The 18,714-nt window shown below is 71.5% G+C and carries 17 protein-coding genes; 8 read left to right on the plus strand and 9 right to left on the minus strand.

The window, feature by feature from the left end; translation table 11 throughout:
- Positions 1-62 precede the first annotated feature (62 nt).
- Complete coding sequence (locus tag ACYQ8Q_RS41385; RefSeq protein ID WP_460072132.1) at positions 63-791, plus strand: FAD binding domain-containing protein; 729 nt, start codon at positions 63-65, stop codon at positions 789-791.
- A 7-nt stretch (positions 792-798) separates the two neighbouring features.
- Here the strand turns inward: ACYQ8Q_RS41385 and ACYQ8Q_RS41390 are convergent, their stop codons facing one another.
- A complete protein-coding gene (locus ACYQ8Q_RS41390) occupies positions 799-1,845 on the minus strand; it encodes a DUF6745 domain-containing protein (RefSeq protein ID WP_460072134.1) in 1,047 nt (348 codons plus the stop codon).
- 81 nt (positions 1,846-1,926) lie between these two features.
- Positions 1,927-2,253, minus strand: a complete 327-nt coding sequence (locus ACYQ8Q_RS41395; RefSeq protein WP_460072135.1) for a hypothetical protein — start codon at positions 2,251-2,253, stop codon at positions 1,927-1,929.
- A gap of 194 nt (positions 2,254-2,447) precedes the next feature.
- Here ACYQ8Q_RS41395 and ACYQ8Q_RS41400 point away from each other — a divergent pair, with 194 nt between their 5' ends.
- The 6 genes from ACYQ8Q_RS41400 to ACYQ8Q_RS41425 are packed head-to-tail and all read left to right on the plus strand — an operon-like array spanning position 2,448 to position 8,507.
- Positions 2,448-3,401 (plus strand): STM4015 family protein, encoded by a 954-nt coding sequence (locus ACYQ8Q_RS41400; protein ID WP_460072136.1) that lies wholly within the window; start codon positions 2,448-2,450, stop codon positions 3,399-3,401.
- Positions 3,382-4,554: an STM4014 family protein gene (locus ACYQ8Q_RS41405; RefSeq protein ID WP_460072138.1), complete on the plus strand. Its 1,173-nt coding sequence runs from the start codon at positions 3,382-3,384 to the stop codon at positions 4,552-4,554. The genes ACYQ8Q_RS41400 and ACYQ8Q_RS41405 overlap by 20 nt, the downstream gene beginning before the upstream one ends.
- A 34-nt stretch (positions 4,555-4,588) precedes the next feature.
- The gene (locus tag ACYQ8Q_RS41410) at positions 4,589-5,404 is read left to right on the plus strand and encodes an STM4013/SEN3800 family hydrolase (protein WP_460073712.1); all 816 of its coding nucleotides are present in this window, start codon (positions 4,589-4,591) and stop codon (positions 5,402-5,404) included.
- Entirely contained in the window at positions 5,401-6,726 is a 1,326-nt protein-coding gene (locus ACYQ8Q_RS41415) for an STM4012 family radical SAM protein (protein ID WP_460072141.1), read from the plus strand. The genes ACYQ8Q_RS41410 and ACYQ8Q_RS41415 overlap by 4 nt, the downstream gene beginning before the upstream one ends.
- A 9-nt stretch (positions 6,727-6,735) precedes the next feature.
- A complete protein-coding gene (locus tag ACYQ8Q_RS41420) occupies positions 6,736-7,623 on the plus strand; it encodes an STM4011 family radical SAM protein (RefSeq protein WP_460072143.1) in 888 nt (295 codons plus the stop codon).
- Entirely contained in the window at positions 7,620-8,507 is an 888-nt protein-coding gene (locus tag ACYQ8Q_RS41425) for a hypothetical protein (protein ID WP_460072145.1), read from the plus strand. The genes ACYQ8Q_RS41420 and ACYQ8Q_RS41425 overlap by 4 nt, the downstream gene beginning before the upstream one ends.
- Before the next feature lie 54 nt (positions 8,508-8,561).
- On the opposite strand, the gene ACYQ8Q_RS41430 is transcribed toward ACYQ8Q_RS41425, so the two are convergent.
- The 5 genes from ACYQ8Q_RS41430 to ACYQ8Q_RS41450 all read right to left on the minus strand — a co-directional run bounded on the left by ACYQ8Q_RS41430 (position 8,562) and on the right by ACYQ8Q_RS41450 (position 16,128).
- Positions 8,562-10,583, minus strand: coding sequence for a glycoside hydrolase (locus tag ACYQ8Q_RS41430; RefSeq protein ID WP_460072146.1), 2,022 nt, complete (start codon positions 10,581-10,583; stop codon positions 8,562-8,564).
- Between the two features lie 129 nt (positions 10,584-10,712).
- Positions 10,713-12,758, minus strand: a complete 2,046-nt coding sequence (locus tag ACYQ8Q_RS41435) for a beta-galactosidase (RefSeq protein ID WP_460072148.1) — start codon at positions 12,756-12,758, stop codon at positions 10,713-10,715.
- 84 nt (positions 12,759-12,842) lie between these two features.
- Positions 12,843-14,180, minus strand: coding sequence for an ABC transporter substrate-binding protein (locus ACYQ8Q_RS41440; RefSeq protein ID WP_460072149.1), 1,338 nt, complete (start codon positions 14,178-14,180; stop codon positions 12,843-12,845).
- A 93-nt stretch (positions 14,181-14,273) separates the two neighbouring features.
- Positions 14,274-15,197 (minus strand): carbohydrate ABC transporter permease, encoded by a 924-nt coding sequence (locus tag ACYQ8Q_RS41445; protein ID WP_460072151.1) that lies wholly within the window; start codon positions 15,195-15,197, stop codon positions 14,274-14,276.
- A gap of 4 nt (positions 15,198-15,201) precedes the next feature.
- On the minus strand, positions 15,202-16,128 hold the full coding sequence (locus tag ACYQ8Q_RS41450; protein WP_460072152.1) for a carbohydrate ABC transporter permease: 927 nt from the start codon (positions 16,126-16,128) through the stop codon (positions 15,202-15,204).
- A 228-nt stretch (positions 16,129-16,356) separates the two neighbouring features.
- Between ACYQ8Q_RS41450 and ACYQ8Q_RS41455 the strand changes: the two genes are divergently transcribed.
- Positions 16,357-17,412: a LacI family DNA-binding transcriptional regulator gene (locus ACYQ8Q_RS41455; protein ID WP_460072154.1), complete on the plus strand. Its 1,056-nt coding sequence runs from the start codon at positions 16,357-16,359 to the stop codon at positions 17,410-17,412.
- Positions 17,413-17,470: 58 nt separating this feature from the next.
- Here ACYQ8Q_RS41455 and ACYQ8Q_RS41460 read toward each other — a convergent pair whose 3' ends face one another.
- Complete coding sequence (locus ACYQ8Q_RS41460; protein ID WP_460072155.1) at positions 17,471-18,136, minus strand: lysophospholipid acyltransferase family protein; 666 nt, start codon at positions 18,134-18,136, stop codon at positions 17,471-17,473.
- A 30-nt stretch (positions 18,137-18,166) separates the two neighbouring features.
- Positions 18,167-18,577, minus strand: a complete 411-nt coding sequence (locus ACYQ8Q_RS41465; protein ID WP_460072157.1) for a PNPOx family protein — start codon at positions 18,575-18,577, stop codon at positions 18,167-18,169.
- Between the last annotated feature and the right edge of the window lie 137 nt (positions 18,578-18,714).

Here is an 18,714-nt window from a genome sequence, read left to right on the forward strand (position 1 = left end):
GATCACACGGGGGAGTGACACGTGTCTCCCCTCGAACTACCCGGGAAGGCAGGTCGGTTGTCGTGCAGTTGCGTCTTCCCGCCTCCATATCCGACGCTCAGCGCTGTCTGGCCGAGGGGGCGGTACCGATCGGCGGGGCCACACTGGTGTGGGCCGCCTGGCAACGGGACGGCTTCCCGGAACAGGCGGTGTCACTGCGTCATGTGCCGGAGGCGAACGTCGTCGGTGCCGAGGAACTCGGCGGGGCCGTGCTGCTGCACCGCGTCGACGCCACCGTGCCCGAGGTGCTGCACCGGGCGGCCTCCGGCATCGGCACCGGCGCGGTGCGCCGGACCGCCACCGTCGGCGGCAACATCGTCGGCAGCACCCTGCGCTGTCTGCTCCCCGCGGCCCTGGTCCTGGACGCCCGCGCCACGGTCCTGGAACCCGACAGCGTGTACGACACCGATCTCACCGAGCTGGTGGCCAAGCGCCCGCTGCTGCTCGGCCTGCGCTGGCGCACCCCGCTGGTCAGCGGCTACCGCAAGGTGGAGGGCGACGCGGGCGGTCCGCCCCCGCTCGTCGTGGCCGCCGCGGTGCACGCGGACGCCGACGGCGAGGGTCCGGCAGTGCTGCGGGTGGCCGTACGCGACGGCTACGAGGTGCTCAGCGAGAGCACCCTCTTCGACACGGACGCCGACCAGGTGCTGCACGCCCTGGAACAGAGCGACCTCGCCGCCCTGCCCGCCCCGGCCCGGGGAGAGCTGCGCGAACAGGTCACGGACGTGCTGGCCCGCACGGGCGAGGTCTGAGGCCTCCTCACGTCTCCACCATCGGCCGGTACACGTCCGCCGCCAGTCCGAACGTCCAGGCGACCCCCTCCCGCGCCGTCCGCGTCGACGGTGGTACCCGCAGCCAGTACGTGCGCCGGGTGCCGTCCGGCTCCGGCGTGGAGTTGACGACCTCCACCATCACCACGGGCTCGTCGTCCGCGAGGTCGATCCGCCACAGGATGCCCGTCCCGTCCCGGTGGACGGGGCGGGCGCCGGAGTCCGCCAGATAACGGTCGTAGCCGTAGTACTCCAGCATCACGCGGCGCAGTTCGGCGTTCTCCTCGGCGCGGATCCGCTCCGGGGTGAGCGACGGCAGCTCCGCCAGGAAAGCGGCCGGCACCGGCATGCCCCGCCAGGCGTACAGGGCGAAGCCGTCGGGGTAGGCGAGCGCCGGGCCGTCGCCTTGGTCGAGCCGGCCCGCCTCGTCGCGGTGCAGGGTCACCGGCCGCTCCGACACCACCGCCACCCGCGCGAACGGCCACCACCAGCCCGCATTGCGGGACACCGTGGCCAGCCCGTCGAGCGGGCCGCCGTCGGTGGCGAACGCGGCGAGCCACGGCGCGTCGTGCTGCCCCAGCACCGCGTCCAGCAGGATCAGCCGGATCCGCGCGGCCTCCTCGCCCGTGTCCCCGCCGGCCAGCTCCTCCAGGAGCCCGGTCCGGATCCGGTCCACCAGCGCCTGGGTGGAGTCCCACAGCCGGCCCCCCGTGGCCGCCCAGTGAGCGGGCCAGCCCGCCGTGCCCAACTCCGCGTGCAGCACCTGCCGCTCCTGCGCCCAGGGGGCGCTGCGCACGGTCTCGCGCACGCTCGGACCCGTGTCCGTCATCGCCCGGATCAGCGTCACCGCCTCGCGCGGCGAACCCGCCCACACCACTCGCTCCGGCTCGGCCAGCCCGGCCTGCCGGTAGGCCCGGCGCACACCGGCCTCGGCCGCCGCCCGGTCGGCGGGACCGGTCGCCGTGGCGCACGCCCGCCACGCGGCGAGATCCTCGTCCGAGGCCACGGCCCCCACCTGCACACCCGTCGTCGTCATCGGTCCTTCCCCCACTCCCTGTTCACCCTTGTTCCGTCCTGCTCGTCCCGCCCCGGCCGACCGGTGCGGGCCCGGCCCGGGTCAGTCCGCGACGATCCGCACGGACCCCGGCACGTACTCCCGCTGCCGGATCACCCGGTACCAGCCCTTCGGCAGGGGGATCACCGCGTGCTCCTCGTGCACCACCCGGCCGCCCTGCGGCAGATGCAGCAGCAGCGGCCCGAACGGCCCCGGCTCGCGCACCAGATCACCCGGCCCCACCACGGCGTGGGCATGCCCGGTGACCTCGCCCAGCGCCAGCACCAGCCGCCCCCGCCCGTCCCGCGCCTCCCGCGGCGCCTGGGCGACATGCGACGGCACCGCCGCCGTGTCCACGGGCACGATCAGCACGTCTCCCTGCCGGTACATGGCTCTCCCCTCACCGCCGGGTGCCCTCGCACCGGCCTCATGACCACGACCGTACGGGCCACCACTGACAACGCCCGGAACCAGCCGCGGACCCCACCCCGCAACCCCGCCCCCGCCGACCGCCGTTGTCAGTGCCTGTTGGTACAACTGCGGGCATCAGGGATCGCACACGTTTTCCGCACAGGAGCAGCCGTATGTCCTACGCCACGCATCTCGTCTCGCTGTACGGGCTGCCCGCCTACTCCTTCCCGGGCCCCGACGCCCCGACCGACGGCCTGCCCGACGCCGACGGCTTCGCCTGGCGGATCACCAGCGACGTCTACGACTCCGACGAGCCGTGGACGGCGGCCTTCGACCGCTTCTGCGCCGCCGTCGACACCACCCGCGTACGGGCCCTGATCGTCGGACCCTGGCAGGAGGCGTACGACACCGATCCCACCGACGTCGTCGACGCCCTGGTCGGCGCCCGGGACCGCTTCCCCGCGCTGCGCGCCCTGTTCGTGGGCGACATGGACTCCGAGGAGTGCGAGATCTCCTGGATCAACCAGACCGACGTCACCCCGCTGCTCACGGCCTTCCCCACGCTGGAGGAGTTCGGCGTCCGAGGCGGCTCCGGCCTGGAGTTCCCGGCGGTGAGCCACAGCGCGCTGCGCGAACTCGTCATCGAGGCGGGCGGACTGTCCGCCGCAGTGGTGCGCGGGGTCGGCGCCAGCGACCTGCCCGCCCTGGAGCACCTCGACCTGTGGCTCGGCACCCCCAACTACGGTGGCGACAGCGAGGTCGCCGACCTGGAGCCGATCCTGTCCGGCGCCCGTCTGCCGCACCTGCGTCACCTGGCCCTGCGCAACAGCGAGATGCAGGACGCCGTCGCCGCGGCCGTCGCCTCCGCGCCGGTGGTCGCCCGTCTGGAGATCCTGGACCTCTCCATGGGCATCCTGACCGACGAGGGCGCCGCCGCGCTGCTCGGCGGCCAGCCGCTCACCCACCTCAAGAGGCTCGACCTGCACCACCACTACCTCACCGAGCCGCTCCAGGACCGCCTGCGCCAGACCCTGGCGGGCGTCGAACTGGACCTCGACCACGCCGACGCCGACGAGTACACGGAGGACGACGGCTCGGTCTGGCGCTATGTCGCCGTGGGCGAGTGAGTACACCCGAGTGAGCACACCCGCCCCGCCGACGCCGCGTTTCGCAGTGGTCGGCAACCCCGAGAACCGCCGCGTCGCCCTCTTCGGCGACGCGGTGCTCGCGGCCGGCCTGCCCGCCCCGCGGATCGTCCCCTGGACGGACGTCCTGCGCGACGGTGGAGCCGACTTCGCCGACGACGAGACCGTCCGCGTCGACTCCCCAGGGGAGAACACCGAGGTCGACCGGATCCTGCGGGGCGCCGGAGACCCCACCCGGGTCGAGGGCTCGGCCCGCTGGTACGCCCGGTTCACGGCCGCGGTGCGCGGCCTGCGCGGGGGCCGCCGCCTCGACGACCCGGACGACCTCGCCGTCCTGTTCGACAAACGCCGCTGCCATGCCGTCCTCGACGCCGCCGGGGTCCCCGTGCCCGCCTCGCCGACCTCGGGCCCGGGCGCGGCCGAGGTGCGCGGCTGGGACGACGTACGGGCGCTGATGCGCGAGCACCGGATGCACCGGCTGTTCGTGAAACCCGCGCACGGGTCGTCCGCCTCGGGCGTCCTCGCCGTGGAGGCGGGCGGCGGCGGCCGGATCAGGGCCACCACCTCGGTGGAGCTGGCCGCGGACGGCAGCCTGCACAACTCCCTCAAGGTGCGCCGCTACGAGAGCGAGCGGGACATCGCGGCCGTGGTCGACGCCCTCGCCCCGGACGGCCTGCATCTCGAACGCTGGCTGCCGAAGGCCTCCCAGGAAGGCCGCGCCGCCGATCTGAGGGTCGTCGTCGTGGCCGGCCGGGCCACCCACGCGGTGGTCCGCACCAGCCGCTCACCCCTGACCAATCTCCACCTCGGCGGCAGCCGGGGCGACCTCGCGGCCGTCCGCCGGTCCTTCGAGGCGGCGGGCACCCGCTGGGCCGATGTCCTCGGGGTGTGCGAGCGGGCCGCGGCCTGCTTCCCGCGCACCCTCTGCGTCGGCGTCGACCTGCTCCCGGCCGTCGGCTGGCGCAGGGCCGCCGTCGGAGAGGTCAACGCCTTCGGCGACCTGCTGCCCCGGCTGACCGGCCTGCCCGGCAGCGGCGCCGAGGGACTGGACACCTACGGCGCCCAGGTGGCCGCCGTACTGCACGACCGGCACGACCGGCACGACCGGCGCGACAGAGGAACACCCCATGCCTGAACCCGACATGCCAGTCATGTCAGAGATCATCGACATGAAGGACGTCGTCGGCAGCCACGACATGCTCCTGGTCACCCTCGACACCCTGCGGTACGACGTGGCCGTGGAACTGGCGGAGGCGGGCCGCATCCCGCACCTCGCCCGCCATCTCCCCGGCGGACGCTGGGAGGAGCGGCACGCCCCGGGCAGCTTCACCTACGCCTCCCACCAGGCGATCTTCGCGGGCTTCCTGCCGACCCCGGCGGCGCCCGGCCCGCACCCGCGGCTGTTCGCGGCGAGCTTCGCGGGCAGCGAGACCACCGCCGACGGCACCTTCGTGTACGACACCCCGGACCTGGTCTCCGGCCTGGCGAAGGCCGGTTACCACACCGTGTGCGTCGGGGGAGTGGGCTTCTTCAACAAGCAGGGGCCACTCGGCTCGGTGCTGCCCGGCCTCTTCCACGAGTCGCACTGGGCACCGGAGTTCGGCGTCACCTCACCGCACTCCTTCGAGAACCAGATCGCCTGCGCGGAACGTGTCATCGCCGAACTCCCGCCCGAACAGAGGCTGTTCCTCTTCGTCAACGTCTCCGCCCTGCACCAGCCGAACTGGTTCCACCTGCCCGGTGCCACCCGCGAGGCCGGCGACACCCGCGAGACCCACGCCGCCGCCCTGGAGTACGTCGACCGGCACATCGGCCGGCTCCTCACCGCCGCGAGCAGCAGACGCCCCTGCTTCGCGATCGTCTGCTCCGACCACGGCACCGCCTACGGCGACGACGGCTACACCGGCCACCGCCTCGGCCACCCGTCGGTGTGGACCGTCCCGTACGCCCACTTCTTCCTGGACCCGGCGGAGGCCGCCCGATGACCACCGCGACCGTGACGACCCCCTACCAGCACTACGTCTACGCCTACCCGCACAAGACGGCCTACCGGAAGCTCACGGACCGGCCGGTGCTGCGGAGCCTCTGGGCGGCCGAGCCCAAGGACGCTCTCTCGCTCTACCTGCACATACCGTTCTGCGAGGTCCGCTGCGGCTTCTGCAACCTCTTCACCCGTATCGGCGCCCCCGACGGCCTGACCGGTGCCTACCTTGACGCCCTGGAACGCCAGGCCGGCGCCGTACGGGACGCGCTGGGAGAGGACTTCCGCTTCGCCACGGCCGCCTTCGGCGGCGGCACCCCCACCTTCCTCACCGCCGCCGAGCTGGACCGGCTCTGCGACATCGCCGAGCACCGGATGGGCGCCGACCTGCGCGCGGTCCCGCTGTCCGTCGAGGCCTCGCCCGCCACCGCCACCGCCGACCGGCTCGCCGTCCTGGCCGAGCGCGGCGCCACCCGGCTCAGCCTGGGCGTCCAGAGCTTCGTCGAATCCGAGGCCCGGGCCGCCGTGCGCCCGCAGCGCCGCGCCGACGTCGAGAGCGCCCTCGCCCGCATCCGCGACGCCCGCATCCCGGTCCTCAACATCGACCTCATCTACGGCATCGACGGCCAGACCGAGCGGAGCTGGCGGCACTCGCTGGACGCCGCCCTCGCCTGGCGCCCCGAGGAGCTCTACCTCTACCCGCTCTACGTCCGCCCCCTCACCGGCCTCGACCGGCGCGCCGCGACCGGCCCCGACCCGGCCTGGGACGAGCAGCGCCTGACCCTGTACCGGGCCGGCCGCGACCACCTCCTCGCGCACGGCTACACCCAGCAGTCCATGCGGATGTTCCGCCGCGCCGACGCCCCGCCGCAGGGCGCCGACGACTACGCCTGCCAGACCGACGGCATGATCGGCCTGGGCTGCGGAGCCCGCTCCTACACCGCCCAACTGCACTACTCCTTCGACTACGCGGTCGGCATGCACGAGATCCGCGGCATCATCGACGACTACGTCACCACCACCGACTTCACGCACGCCGAGGTCGGCCACCCCATGACCCCCGACGAGTCCCGCCGCCGGCACCTGCTCCAGTCCCTGCTCCAGGCCCAGGGACTCGGGGTCGCCGACTACCGCGCCCGCTTCGGCCGCACCCCCACCGAGGACTTCGGCCCGGAACTCGCCGGGTTCGCCGACCGGGGCTGGCTGACGGAGGACTCCGGGCTCGTGCGGCTCACCGCCGAGGGCCTCGCCCACTCCGACGCCATCGGCCCCGAACTGTTCTCCCCGGCCGTGCGCGCCGCCATGGCCGCCTACGAGAGGAAGTGACGGGCCGCGATGGACCTGACCCTCCTGTACCGGGGCCCGCTCGCCTCCTGCGACTACGACTGCCCCTACTGCCCGTTCGCCAAGCGCCGCGACTCCACCGCCCAACTGCGCGCCGACCGCGCCGCGCTGGAACGGTTCGCGGCCTGGGCCGCGGACCGGACGGACGACCGGCTCTCCCTCCTCTTCACGCCCTGGGGAGAGGGCCTGGTCCGCTCCTGGTACCGGCGCGCCCTGACCGAGCTGTCCCACCTCCCGCACATCCGCCGCGTCGCCATCCAGACCAACCTCAGCTGCCGCACCGACTGGCTCGCCGACGCCGATCCGGAGACCCTGGCCCTCTGGTGCACGTACCACCCGGGCCAGACCCCCTACGACCGCTTCCTCGCCAAGTGCCGCGACCTCGCCGACCGAGGCATCCGCTTCAGCGTCGGCGTCGTCGGCCTGCCCGACCACCTCGAAGCGGCCCGCCGCCTGCGCGCCGACCTGCCCGAGCACGTCTACCTGTGGATCAACGCGGCCGAGGGTCACACCTACACCGACCCCGAGGCCGAGGACTGGACCGTCCTCGACCCGCTCTTCCCGTACAGCCGCCACCCGCACACCAGCGCCGGACTGCCCTGCCGCACCGGCGAGTCGGTGATCTCGGTCGACGGCGAGGGCACCGTCCGCCGCTGCCACTTCGTCCCCGCCGAACTCGGCAACCTCTACGACGGCACCTACCGCACCGCCCTGCGCCCCCGCGCCTGTCCCCTCGCCGTCTGCGACTGCCACATCGGCTACGTCCACCTGGAGACCCTGCCGCTGTACGACGTCTTCGCGGGCGGCGTCCTGGAACGCGTACCGGCGGCCGGGCCGTATTCCACGGGAGCTCTGACCTCGGTGATACTTCCGGCATGACGACTCCGCGAGATCCAGGGACGCCGGAAGCCAGGCCGCTCCGTGCGAGCACCCGGTGGTCCCGCCTGGAGTTCGACGGACACGCCATCACCCATACGTTGCGGGTGTGGCCCCTTCCCTGGGGGCGCACCACGCGGATGCCGCTGGAGGAGCTGCTGATCCTCGACATCCCCCGAAGACACCGCAACCGGGACAACGCGCCGCCCGAGGTCTTCACCCTCGTGCTGCACCGGGACGACGCGGGCCGAGTGCGCACCACCCACATCACGCTGGGGAGGACGGGACGTGCCCAGAGGCTCTTCCGCTGGTTCGCCAACTGTGTGAACGAGGCGCTCACCGAGCAGGCGCGGCTCGTCCTGGCCGCCCGTGACCCTTCGGTACCACACGTTCCGGCCGCCCCGGACGACCGGTACACCAGACCGCTGACACGGATGCTCCAGGACTCCCCGACCGCGCCGAGCGGCGATGGGGCGGCGACGGCCTTTCCCCGTCCGGGCGACATCCTCCTCCACGAGCTGCTCCGGGACGGCCGGCTTGTCGAGTGGTGGCGGGCTCTGCGCACGCCGCCGACGCCACTCGACTGGGCACCGCGGGCCGATGTCCTCCTGAGCTGGAGCCATGAGATGTACTACGACCATTTCCGGCCCAGCACCACCTGGGACCTGCACTTCGACAGGGCCGACTGGAGCCGGTTCCTGGGCGGAGCGAAACATCGGCTGCTCAAGGCGGCCGTCCGGCACGCCTTCGACCACCCCGACCTGGAGATCGAGGGCCGGCCGTGGGTGCTGCGTCGGCTGTGGAGATGGGCGGGCTTCGACGCCTACCTCGTCGCACGGCACGCTCATCGCCGGCTGGCGTTGAGCGAGTACGGAGGACGCCCGTGAGGACCGCCCGCCGACGCGCGGGGGCGCGTGGGCGGGCGGCTCTCGGATGCGGTGTTACGGGGTCACGTCCGTGACCCTCCAGCGCTGGTTGGAGCCGGAGTTGGGCTGCCAGGTGGTCACGGCGGCACCCTCGTTGGTGGCCTGGCCGCCGACTTCGAGGACACGGGAGGTGGCGACATTGACCAGGGTCCAGGTGCCGTCACCCGTGGTCGACATGATCCACTCCGTGGCCGGGTCCCGCTCGCCGGTGTCCGGCTCGACGACCGGCACGTTGTCGCGCACGGCGAGCCGCTTGCCCTCGGCCGGGTTGGCGAACACGTACCGCTGACGGTTGCCCTTCTTGCCGTAGCGCGCGTCGAGCTGCCACTCCTGCGCGACCGTGCCGTTGGCCGAACCGATCACCAGGTTGGTGCCGTTGGCGCCGACGGTGACCGCCTTGCCGCTCTGCACGCCGGTCAGCGTGTAGGAGTGGCCCTTGCTGAAGAGCCCCGCGTTCTTCGCGACGCCCGAGACACCCTTGACGGAGAAGGAGGTCACGGACTGGGCGGGCACGGTGTAGGTGGCCCTGCCGTCGACGACCTTCACCGGGGCCTGCTGGACGAGCTTGCCGTCGGCGCTGGTCACGGTGGGGGTGACGGTCGCGTTGCCCTTGATCGTGCGGAACTTCGACAGGTCGATGGTGACCGTGCGGGCCGCGGTGGTGCTGTTGACGTGGACCAGCGAGGCGCCCTTGCCGTCCTTCGTCACGGCCGCGGCGCTGGAGGTGTCGTCCACCTTGATCAGCTTGTCGCCGGGCTTGATGAAGTGCGTGAAGTTTCGTGCCGTGTCGAACTTGGTGTTCGTGTAGATCGGGCACGACTGGAGCGTGTCCGCGCTGGTGCAGCTGAACGGGAGCTGGATGGAGCCCCAGTTGCCGCCCTTGGCGGACTCGCCGCCCGGCTTCATGTTGTCGTAGTCCTCGACCGGCTGCCAGAACACCCAGGCCTTGGGCTCCAGTTCGCGCAGGTCGTTGACGATCTGCTGGGCGAGGCCGAGGCCCGGGCGCATGTCGGTGAAGCTCTGCCCGTCGCCCCAGTCGCCCTCGACCTCGCTCATCCACAGTGGCTTTTCCGCGGCCTTGGCGAGATCGCGCACGGTGGTGCGCTGCCCGGTGCCGTAGGTGTGGACGTTCATCTGGCCGACGGCGTCCTTGGACGCCTGCGAGTAGGAGTTCCAGTTCGTCGCGAAGATACTCGGGTTGGTCTCGTCCATCGCCGAGATGTCGGCCTTGACCTTGGCCTTCTTCAGCGCGGCCGGGAGCGCGGCGAGCACCTTCTGCTGGAGCTCGGGCCCGATGTGGGCACCTTCCTGCCGGCCGCCGACGGGTTCGCCGTCCGAGCCCAGGCGCGTGCTCCAGTAACCGGTGTTGGGCTCGTTGAACGGGTCGATCGTGTCGACCTTGATGCCCTCGGACTTCTCCAGGAGCCTGGTCGCCCCGGCGAGATACGCGGCGAAGTCGTCGACCGAGTCGGCCTTGAGCTGGTCGGTGGTGGCGTTGAATCCGCCGGAGACGTACCCGCTGACGGTCATGAACCACGGCGGGGAGTTGCTGAACGTCTCCCAGTGGTCGATGTCGTTCTTGATGCGGTTCACCCACCAGCGCTGGGTGGCGTCGGCGTCCTTGTTCCAGTCCGCCGCGTCGTCCGCGCTCCACCAGTCGGTGTCCGTCCGGGTGGTGCCCGCGGGCGCCTTCCACCAGCCCTCGACCGCGCCGCCCGCGCGCAGGTAGTCCTTGACGTCCGGCGCGTTGCCGCCGCCGATGTTGTAGCGGGCGATGTTCAGGGCGAGCCCGTCGTCGCCGAAGAGCAGCTTCGCGAGCTTCTCGCGGATCGCGGGCGGGTAGTCGCCGGTCGCGTTGGCGAACCAGACCAGGCTGGTGCCCCAGCCCTCGAACTTGTCGTGCTGGTACGACGGATCCGGCGTCACGGTGACGGCGGCGTCGGCCTGAGCCTGAGCGGGGACGCTCAGCAGGGCGGCCCCGGTGGCCAGGGCGGTCAGCGCGGCGGCCCCGAGGGACCGTCTGGTACGGCGTGCCATCAATGCTCCCAACTGCGGTGCGGTCGCTGTGGTGGGCCCCTCCCGCCGCGCGGGCAGGAGGGGATGGCCCCCGGCACGGGTCAGGCCGTGCCGGGGAGTCGTGGGGTGCTGCCTGGGGTGGTGAAGGACCTACAGGGCCTGGCGCAGTACGGCGACCGCGCGCGGCCCGAGGACCAGGGCGCCGTCCGTGCGGTCGTCGCCGACCAGCACCTCGCCCTCGAGGCCGGTCACCGGCACCGTCGCGTCGGTGCGGTTGACCAGGAAAAGGAAGCGTTCCGTCGCCCCGCGGCGGACGGTCAGCTCGACCCGGCCCCGCGCGTCCTCGGGGAGTTCGCTGCTCACCCCGGCCGGCTCCAGCAGCCGCGGCAGCAGTGAGCGCAGCCCGTCGACGCCCAGCCGGGTGGAGACGTAGGCGGCGGAACCGGCGCCCGTGGTGCGCCGGGTGATCGCGGGCCGGCCGGCGTGCACACCGGTGAGGTAGTTCGCCAGGACCTCGGTGTCGGTCTCGTCGGTGACGGTGATCCGGTCGGTCCACAGGGTGCCCGGGCCGGCGCCGTCCAGCTCGACGTCCTCCCCGGCGAGCAGCGGGCCGAACTCCTCGATGCGGATGCCGAGCAGCTCGCGCAGCGCACCCGGGTAGCCGCCGAGCCAGACGTGGTCGTTCTCGTCGACGACACCGGAGAAGTAGGTGGTGATCAGATGGCCGCCCTGTTCGGCGTACCGGGTCAGCTCCTTGGCGAGTCCGGCGGGCACGACGTGCAGCACGGGCGCGACGAGGACCTGGTGGCGGGAGAGGTCGGCGCGGGTGGTGACCAGGTCGGCGCGCACGCCCAGGGCGAGGAGCGCCGAGTACCAGTCGAGCGCCTCCTGCCGGTAGTCGAGCAGGGAGGTGGGGTGCGAGTCCTGCTCGCTCGCCCACCACGAGTCCCAGTCGTACAGGATGCCGACGGACGCGGTCTCCCGCTCCGCGCCGGCCACGGGGGCCAGCGTCCGCAGGGTGGCGCCCAGTTCGGCGACCGCGCGGAAGACGTCGCTGTCGGCGCCGGCGTGCGGGACCATCGCCGAGTGGTACTTCTCGGCGCCGGCCGCGGACTGGCGCCACTGGAAGTAGCACACCGCGTCCGCGCCGTGCGCCACGTGCAGCAGCGCGTCACGGGCCAGCTCGCCCGGCCGCTTCGCCACGTTCACGGGCTGCCAGTTCACCGCGCTGGTGGAGTGCTCCATCAGGAACCAGGGCCGCCCGGCGGCGATGCCGCTGGTCAGGTTGGCGGAGAAGGACAGCTCGTCGCGGTCCTGCGGGCCGGGGTGGACGTAGTGGTCGTTGGAGACGAAGTCGATCTCGTCGGCCCAGTCCGGGTAGTTCATGCCCTTGGTGTTGCCCATCACCATGAAGTTGGTGGTGACGGGGATGCCCGGGGTGATCTCCTTGAGGATCTCCCGCTCGGCCACGAGGTGGTCCTTCAGGGCGTCCGAGGAGAACCGCTTGAAGTCGAGCTGCTGGGTCGGGTTCGGGTGCGAGGCGGCCAGCCGGGGCGGCAGGATCTGCCCCCAGTCGGTGTAGCGCTGCGACCAGAACGCGGTGCCCCAGGCGTGGTTGAGGGCGTCGAGCGTCCCGTAGCGGGCGCGCAGCCAGACGCGGAAGGCACGGGCCGCGTCGTCGGAGTGGTCGTAGACGTTGTGGCAGCCCAGCTCGTTGGAGACGTGCCAGGCGACCAGCGCCGGGTGGTCCTTGTAGCGGTCGGCGATCGTGCGGACCAGGCGCAGGGCGTGCTCGCGGAAGACCGGCGAGGTGGGCCGCCAGTGCTGGCGGGCGCCCGGCCACAGCGTCTCGCCGTTCGCGGTCACCGGCAGGATCTCCGGGTGGGCGGTGGTCAGCCACGGGGGCGGGGAGGCGGTCGCGGTGGCCAGGTCGACGCCGATGCCGCCCGCGTGCAACAGGTCCATGACCTCGTCGAGCCAGCCGAAGTCCCAGGTGTCCGGGCCCGGCTGGATCCTCGCCCAGGAGAAGATCCCCACGGAGACGACGGTCACGCCGGCCTCCCGCATCAGCCGGACGTCCTCCTCCCACACGTCCCGGGGCCACTGCTCGGGGTTGTAGTCGGCGCCGTAGACCAGACGCGGGGCGGGGTCACCGTCCGCCCCGCGCAGCATGCGGGACTGGAGGGTGGAGATCATGGCGGTCCTTCCGAAGGGTGGTGCACGGGGGCGGCGCGGCCCGGGAGCCGCGCCGCCCGGCGTTGACGTACTGCTGCCCGAGAACTACTTCTCGATGGTGAAGCCCTGCTCCTCGCCGTACTTGACGGAGGCTTCCTGCCAGGCCTTCAGGCCGTCCGCCAGCGTGGTGGAGGAGACGTAGGCCTTGCCGACCGTGTCGTTGAAGATCGAGTTGGCGTACGGCTGGAAGGGCAGGTACGACCAGTCGTCGGCGACGTTCGCGGCCGACTCGGCGAAGATCTCGTTGGCCTTCTGGCCGCCGAAGTACGGGAACTCCTTGTTCTTGAACGCGGTGTCCTGGAGCTCCGCGACGGTCGCCGGGAAGGCGCCCTCGCTCACCCGGGTGGCCACACCGTCACCGGCGTTCGCGTACTCGACGAAGGCGTAGGCGAGTTCCTTGTTCTTGCCGAGCGCGGGCAGCGCGAGGGAGGAACCGCCGTTCTCGGAGCTGGCCTTGTCGCCCTTGGTCCAGGCCGGCATGGCGGCGGCGCGCCAGTCCCCCTTGGCGTCCGGGACACCGGTCTCGAAGTTGGCGGGCATCCAGGCGCCGGTGGCCAGGGTGGCGATGGTGCCGTCGCCGAGGCCCTTGTACCAGTCGTCGGTCCAGCCGGAGATCGGGGCGAGCAGCTTCTCGTCGATCAGCTTCTGCCAGACGGTCTCGAACTTCTTGGCGCCCGCGTCGTCGAAGTTGATCGCGACCTTGGTGCCGTCGACCTTGTAGGGGCGCGAACCGGCCTGCCACAGCATGGAGGTGGTGAAGCCCGCGTCACCGGCGTCGTTGGCGATGTACGCCTTCGGGTCGGCCTTGTGCAGCTTGCGGGCCGCGTCCAGGTACTCGTCCCAGGTGGTCGGGACGGCGATCTTGTACTTGTCGAAGACCTTCTTGTTGTAGAACAGCGCCATCGGACCGGAGTCCATCGGCAGGCCGTAGACCTTGTCGCCGTCGCTCACGGCGTTCCACGGGCCCGGGTTGTACTTGGCGGCGAGCTTGTCCGCGCCGTACGGGGCCAGGTCGCTGAGACCCTTGGTGAGGGAGTACTGGCCGAGCGCGAAGTACTCGACCTGCGCGACGTCCGGGACGCCCTTGCCGGCGGAGATGGCGTTCGACAGCGCGGTGTAGTGCTTGTCGCCGGACCGCTCGCTGACCAGGTTGATCTTGACCTTGGGGTACTTCTTCTCGAAGTCGGCGGCGACCGACTTCAGGGTGGGCTCCCAGGCCCAGACGGTGACCGAGCCACCCTTCTTCAGGGCCGACTGGATGTCCCCGGCGGAGACGGCCTTGGTGTCCGAGCTGTCGTCCGAGCTGCCGCATGCCGTGGCGCCGAGGGCGAGGGTGGAGAGGAGGGCGAGGCCGCGCAGGATGCGGCTCGATGATCTGCGCATGAGGGTGTTTCCACTTCTTCGTGGGTGGGACAGGTGAGGGTGGGGGTGGTGCCGGTAGTGCTCACATGTGGGGTTCGGGGGGCGCGGCCCGCGTCACTCCTTGACGCTTCCGGCGGCGAGGCCGGACTGCCAGTACTTCTGGAGGAACAGGAAGGCGGCGATCAGGGGAAGGATCGTCAGCAGGGAGCCCGTGATCACCAGGTTGAAGATCACGTCACCGCCGATGGTCTGTGCCTGGGAGCTCCAGGCGCTCAGACCCAGCGTCAGCGGGTACCAGTTCGGGTCCTTGAGCATGATCAGCGGGAGGAAGTAGTTGTTCCAGGTGGCGACGGTGGTGAACAGCAGCACGGTCACGATGCCGGGGGCCAGCAGCGGCAGGGCGACCTGGAAGAAGGTCCGCACCTCGCTCGCCCCGTCCATCCGGGCCGCCTCCAGCAGCTCGGTCGGGATCGCCTCGGCGGCGAACACCCACATCAGATAGAGACCGAAGGGCGACACCAGCGACGGGATGATCACGGCCCAGGGGGTGTCGGTCAGGCCCATCTTGCTGAACATCAGGAAGGTCGGCACCGCCAGCGCCGTACCCGGCACGGCCACGGCGCCGATCACCACGGCGAAGACCGCGCGCTTGCCGGGGAAGTCGAACTTCGCCAGCGCGTACCCGCCCAGCACCGCCAGCAGGGTCGCGCCGCCCGCGCCGAGCACCACGTACAGCAGGGTGTTGAGCAGCCAGCGGCCGAAGATGCCGTCGTGGTAGGTGAAGGTGTCCCGGACGTTGTCCCACAGAGCGAAGTCGTGGGCGAACCACAGCCCGTTGGACTCGGCCAGACCCGTCTGGGTCTTGGTGGAGTTGATGACCAGCCAGATCAGCGGCACCACGGTGTAGAGGACCATCAGGCCCATCAGCACCGTCAGCAGCACATTGCGCCTCGGCTTGCCCGGGGTGTGCTTCTTGCGGGGGGTCCGCAGCCTCGGGGCGGTGTTCTTCGCGGGGGAGGCGGTGACAGAGGTGCTCATCGGGTCACGCTCCCTTGCGCATGCCGCGCAGCTGGACGGCGTAGGCGACGATCATCGTGATGACGCCCATGATGATGGCCACCGTCGCGGAGTAGTTGTGCTGCTGGCCGTTGAAGGACAGCGAGTACGTGTAGAAGTTCGGCGTGTAGTCCGTGGTGATGGAGTTCAGCGCCAGGGGGCGCAGGATGCTCGGCTCGTTGAAGAGCTGGAAGCTGCCGATGATCGAGAAGATCGTGGCGATGACGATCGCGCCCCGGATCGCGGGCAGCTTGATCGAGGCGATGATCCGCCACTGGCCGGCACCGTCGATCTCCGCCGCCTCGTACAGCGAGGTCGGGATGACGCGCAGCGCCGAGTAGAAGATCAGCATGTTGTACCCGACGAACTCCCAGGTCACGATGTTGCCGATGGAGGCGAGCACCCAGCTGGGCGAGAGCAGGTCCGGCAGCGAGGTGCCGAACGCGGAGTTGATGTCGCCCACCAGGCCGTACTTGGTGCCGTACATGAAGCCCCACATCAGCGTGGCGACCACGGCGGGCACGGCGTACGGCAGGAAGATCGTGATCCGGAAGAAGCTCTTGCCGTAGAGCCGGCCGCTGTCCAGCGCCAGCGCCACCAGCAGGGCGATGCCCAGCATGATCGGCACCTGGACCACCAGGAAGAGCGCCACCCGGCCGACCGCCGCCCAGAACGCGTCGTCCTGGAGGGCCTGCGTGTAGTTGTCCAGGCCGACGAAGTGGTTGCCGCCGATGAGCTGGTCCCGGTAGAGGCTCAGATAGATCGAGTAGCCGATCGGAGCCAGGAAGACCAAGGCGAACACGGCCACGAAGGGACCTATGAAACCCCACCCCGCCCAGGAGCGTCGGTCCCGTCTCGCCGGAGGCGGTGCCTGCCGTGGCTCGGCGGCCGCCGGCGGTTGCAGCGTCGTCATGTCGTTCCTCGCTCGTGCGGTGGTGGAACCAGTGGTGGTGCGGTGATTTCTGGCCGCCCCACCAGAACCATGATGTTTACGCAAACATCGGCCACGCAAGCGTCTTGGCGGACTGTTATGTTTACGTAAACATTGGATGGCGGCATGTCTACACTGCCCTGATTACGATGGTCAAGGGTCCTTTGGGGGAGACCGTGACACCTGTGCGGACAGAGAGGCGGGGACGCCATGGAGATGGCTGAAAGAACCCCGGCGAAAACGCCGAGACAAGGCCGGGTCACCGCCTCCATGGCCGATGTGGCCCGACTGGCGGGGGTCTCGTCGCAGACCGTCTCCCGGGTCTCCAACGGTTACGCCGGTGTGAACGAGGAGACACGGCGGCAGGTGCTCGCCGCGATGAAGGAGCTGGGCTACCGGCCCAACAGCGCGGCCCGCGCGCTCAAGCGCGGGGAGTTCCGCACCATCGGCGTGATCACCTTCTCGCTGTCCTCGACGGGCAACGTGCGCACCCTGGAGGCGATCGCCAACTCGGCCGCCGCCGAGGGGTACGCCGTGACGCTGCTGCCGGTGGCCCTGCCCACCCAGGACGAGGTACGCGGCGCGTTCACCCGGCTCGAGGAGCTGGCCGTGGACGCGGTGATCGTCATCATGGAGGTGCATCTGCTGGACGCGGCGACGATCATGCTGCCGCCGTACGTCCAGGTGCTGGTCGTGGACTCCGACGCGGGCGAGCACTACACGGTCGTCGACACCGACCAGGCGGGCGGCAGCCGGACCGCCGTACGGCATCTGCTCGGTCTCGGACACGAGACGGTGTGGCATCTGGGCGGACCCGAGGACTCCTTCGCCGCGCAGCGGCGCACGGACGCGTGGCGGGCCGCGCTGACCGAGGCGGGGTGTACGGCGCCGCCGCTGATCCGGGGTGACTGGTCGGCGGAGTCGGGGTACCGGGCCGGGATCGAGCTCGCCGCGCGCGAGGACTGCACGGCGGTGTTCGTCGCCAACGACCAGATGGCGCTGGGGCTGCTGCGGGCGCTCCAGGAGCGGGGGCGGCGGGTGCCCGAGGACGTGAGTGTCATCGGGTTCGACGACATTCCCGAGGCGGGGTCCTTCATGCCGCCGCTCACCACCGTGCACCAGGATTTCGCGGAGGTGGGGCGGCTGTGCGTGCGGGCCGTCCTGCGCAAGATGCGCCATCCGGACGACGGGGCGAGGGGGACGACGCTGGTGCCGACGCGGTTGGTGGTGCGGTCGAGTACGGCTCCGCCGTCCGGGGCTCGGTAGTTTTCGGGGTGCGGGTGCGTTGTGGCTGGTCGCGCAGTTCCCCGCGCCCCTGACGGCGTCAGCGCGAGGCCGTCAGAGCCGGTTCGCCGGCTGCTCTGACCGCCGTGCGCCAGGCTGCCGTCACCGCCTGGTGGGCTGCCCTGGTGCCGCGGTCCGTTTCGGCGGGGAGGCGGATCGGGGCGCCCAGGTGGACGTGGCAGTGCGGGCGGCGGATCGGGGCCGTCAAGGTGCCCGCGAGTTGCTTGGTCGGGGAGCCGGAGGCGATGCGGCGGGCTCCGGCATGGCCGATCGGGACCACCATCGCGCCGGTTGTGCGGGCCAGACGGGCGAGGCCGGTGCGGAAGGGCTCCGGGGGAGTGGGGGCCGCGTCCCTGCGGCGGGGCAGGCCGCCCTCGCCGTAGAGGAGCACATGACGGCCGCCGGCCAGGGCCTCGGCGGCCGCGTCGAGCGCGAGGGCGGCGTGCGCGGTCCCCCGGTGGACCGGGATGTGCCCCTCGCGGCTGAGCGCCTTGCCGAGCAGCGGGATCCGCCACAGGCCCGCCGTCGCCAGCACCACCGGCTTCAGGTCGAAGCTGCGCAGCGCGGCCATCACGACCGCAGGGTCGGCCAGGGAGTCGTGGTTCGCGACGAAGATGCTCCCCTCGGGCAGCCGCATCTTGATCTCACTCGTGACGGTGAGCCGCCCGAAGAACGGGGTCAGGGCGATGACGGTGCGACTGAACACGGGCCGGCCTCTCGACGGGTGATGATCCGTTCACAGTCTCGCGGGTGGCGGGGGCCGGGCGCCTGAGTACGGATACTCAACGCGAGGGGCGGTCACGTTCCGGGCGTGGGCGCGGCCGTCGTCCGGTTCGAGGTGCCGGCCGATGACCCGGCGCGGGTGGATCCGGATCACCTCGGCGCTGAAGAAGTCGGGAGCCATGGGCGGGGCGTCCAGCGTGAGCACCTCGGCACGGCCGCGGACCTCCACGCCCCGGCCGTTGCGGTACTTCCGGCTGCGGGAGAGCGCGGGGCCGCCGATGTCGATCGTGTCGTCCTCGTTCCCGACGACGCCGACCGGGCGCACCCGGGGGCCGCCGTCCGGTCCGGTGGTCGCGAGGCGGGCCAGTGGCCGGGCGGCCGGGCAGGCGCGCTCTGCGGGAGTGAAGGCCGGTGCGGGGGTCATGGGGCCGACGCCAGGACCTCAAGTCCGGTCGAGGTCAAGGCGGAGCCGCCGCCGCTCCCGGGGGACTCGCGTCGCGGCTGATCACCGCGGCGGGGGAAGATGGAACCGCAAGCCAAATGGTCAACCGACATGGAGGA

Source organism: Streptomyces sp. YKOK-I1, from assembly GCF_054660435.1.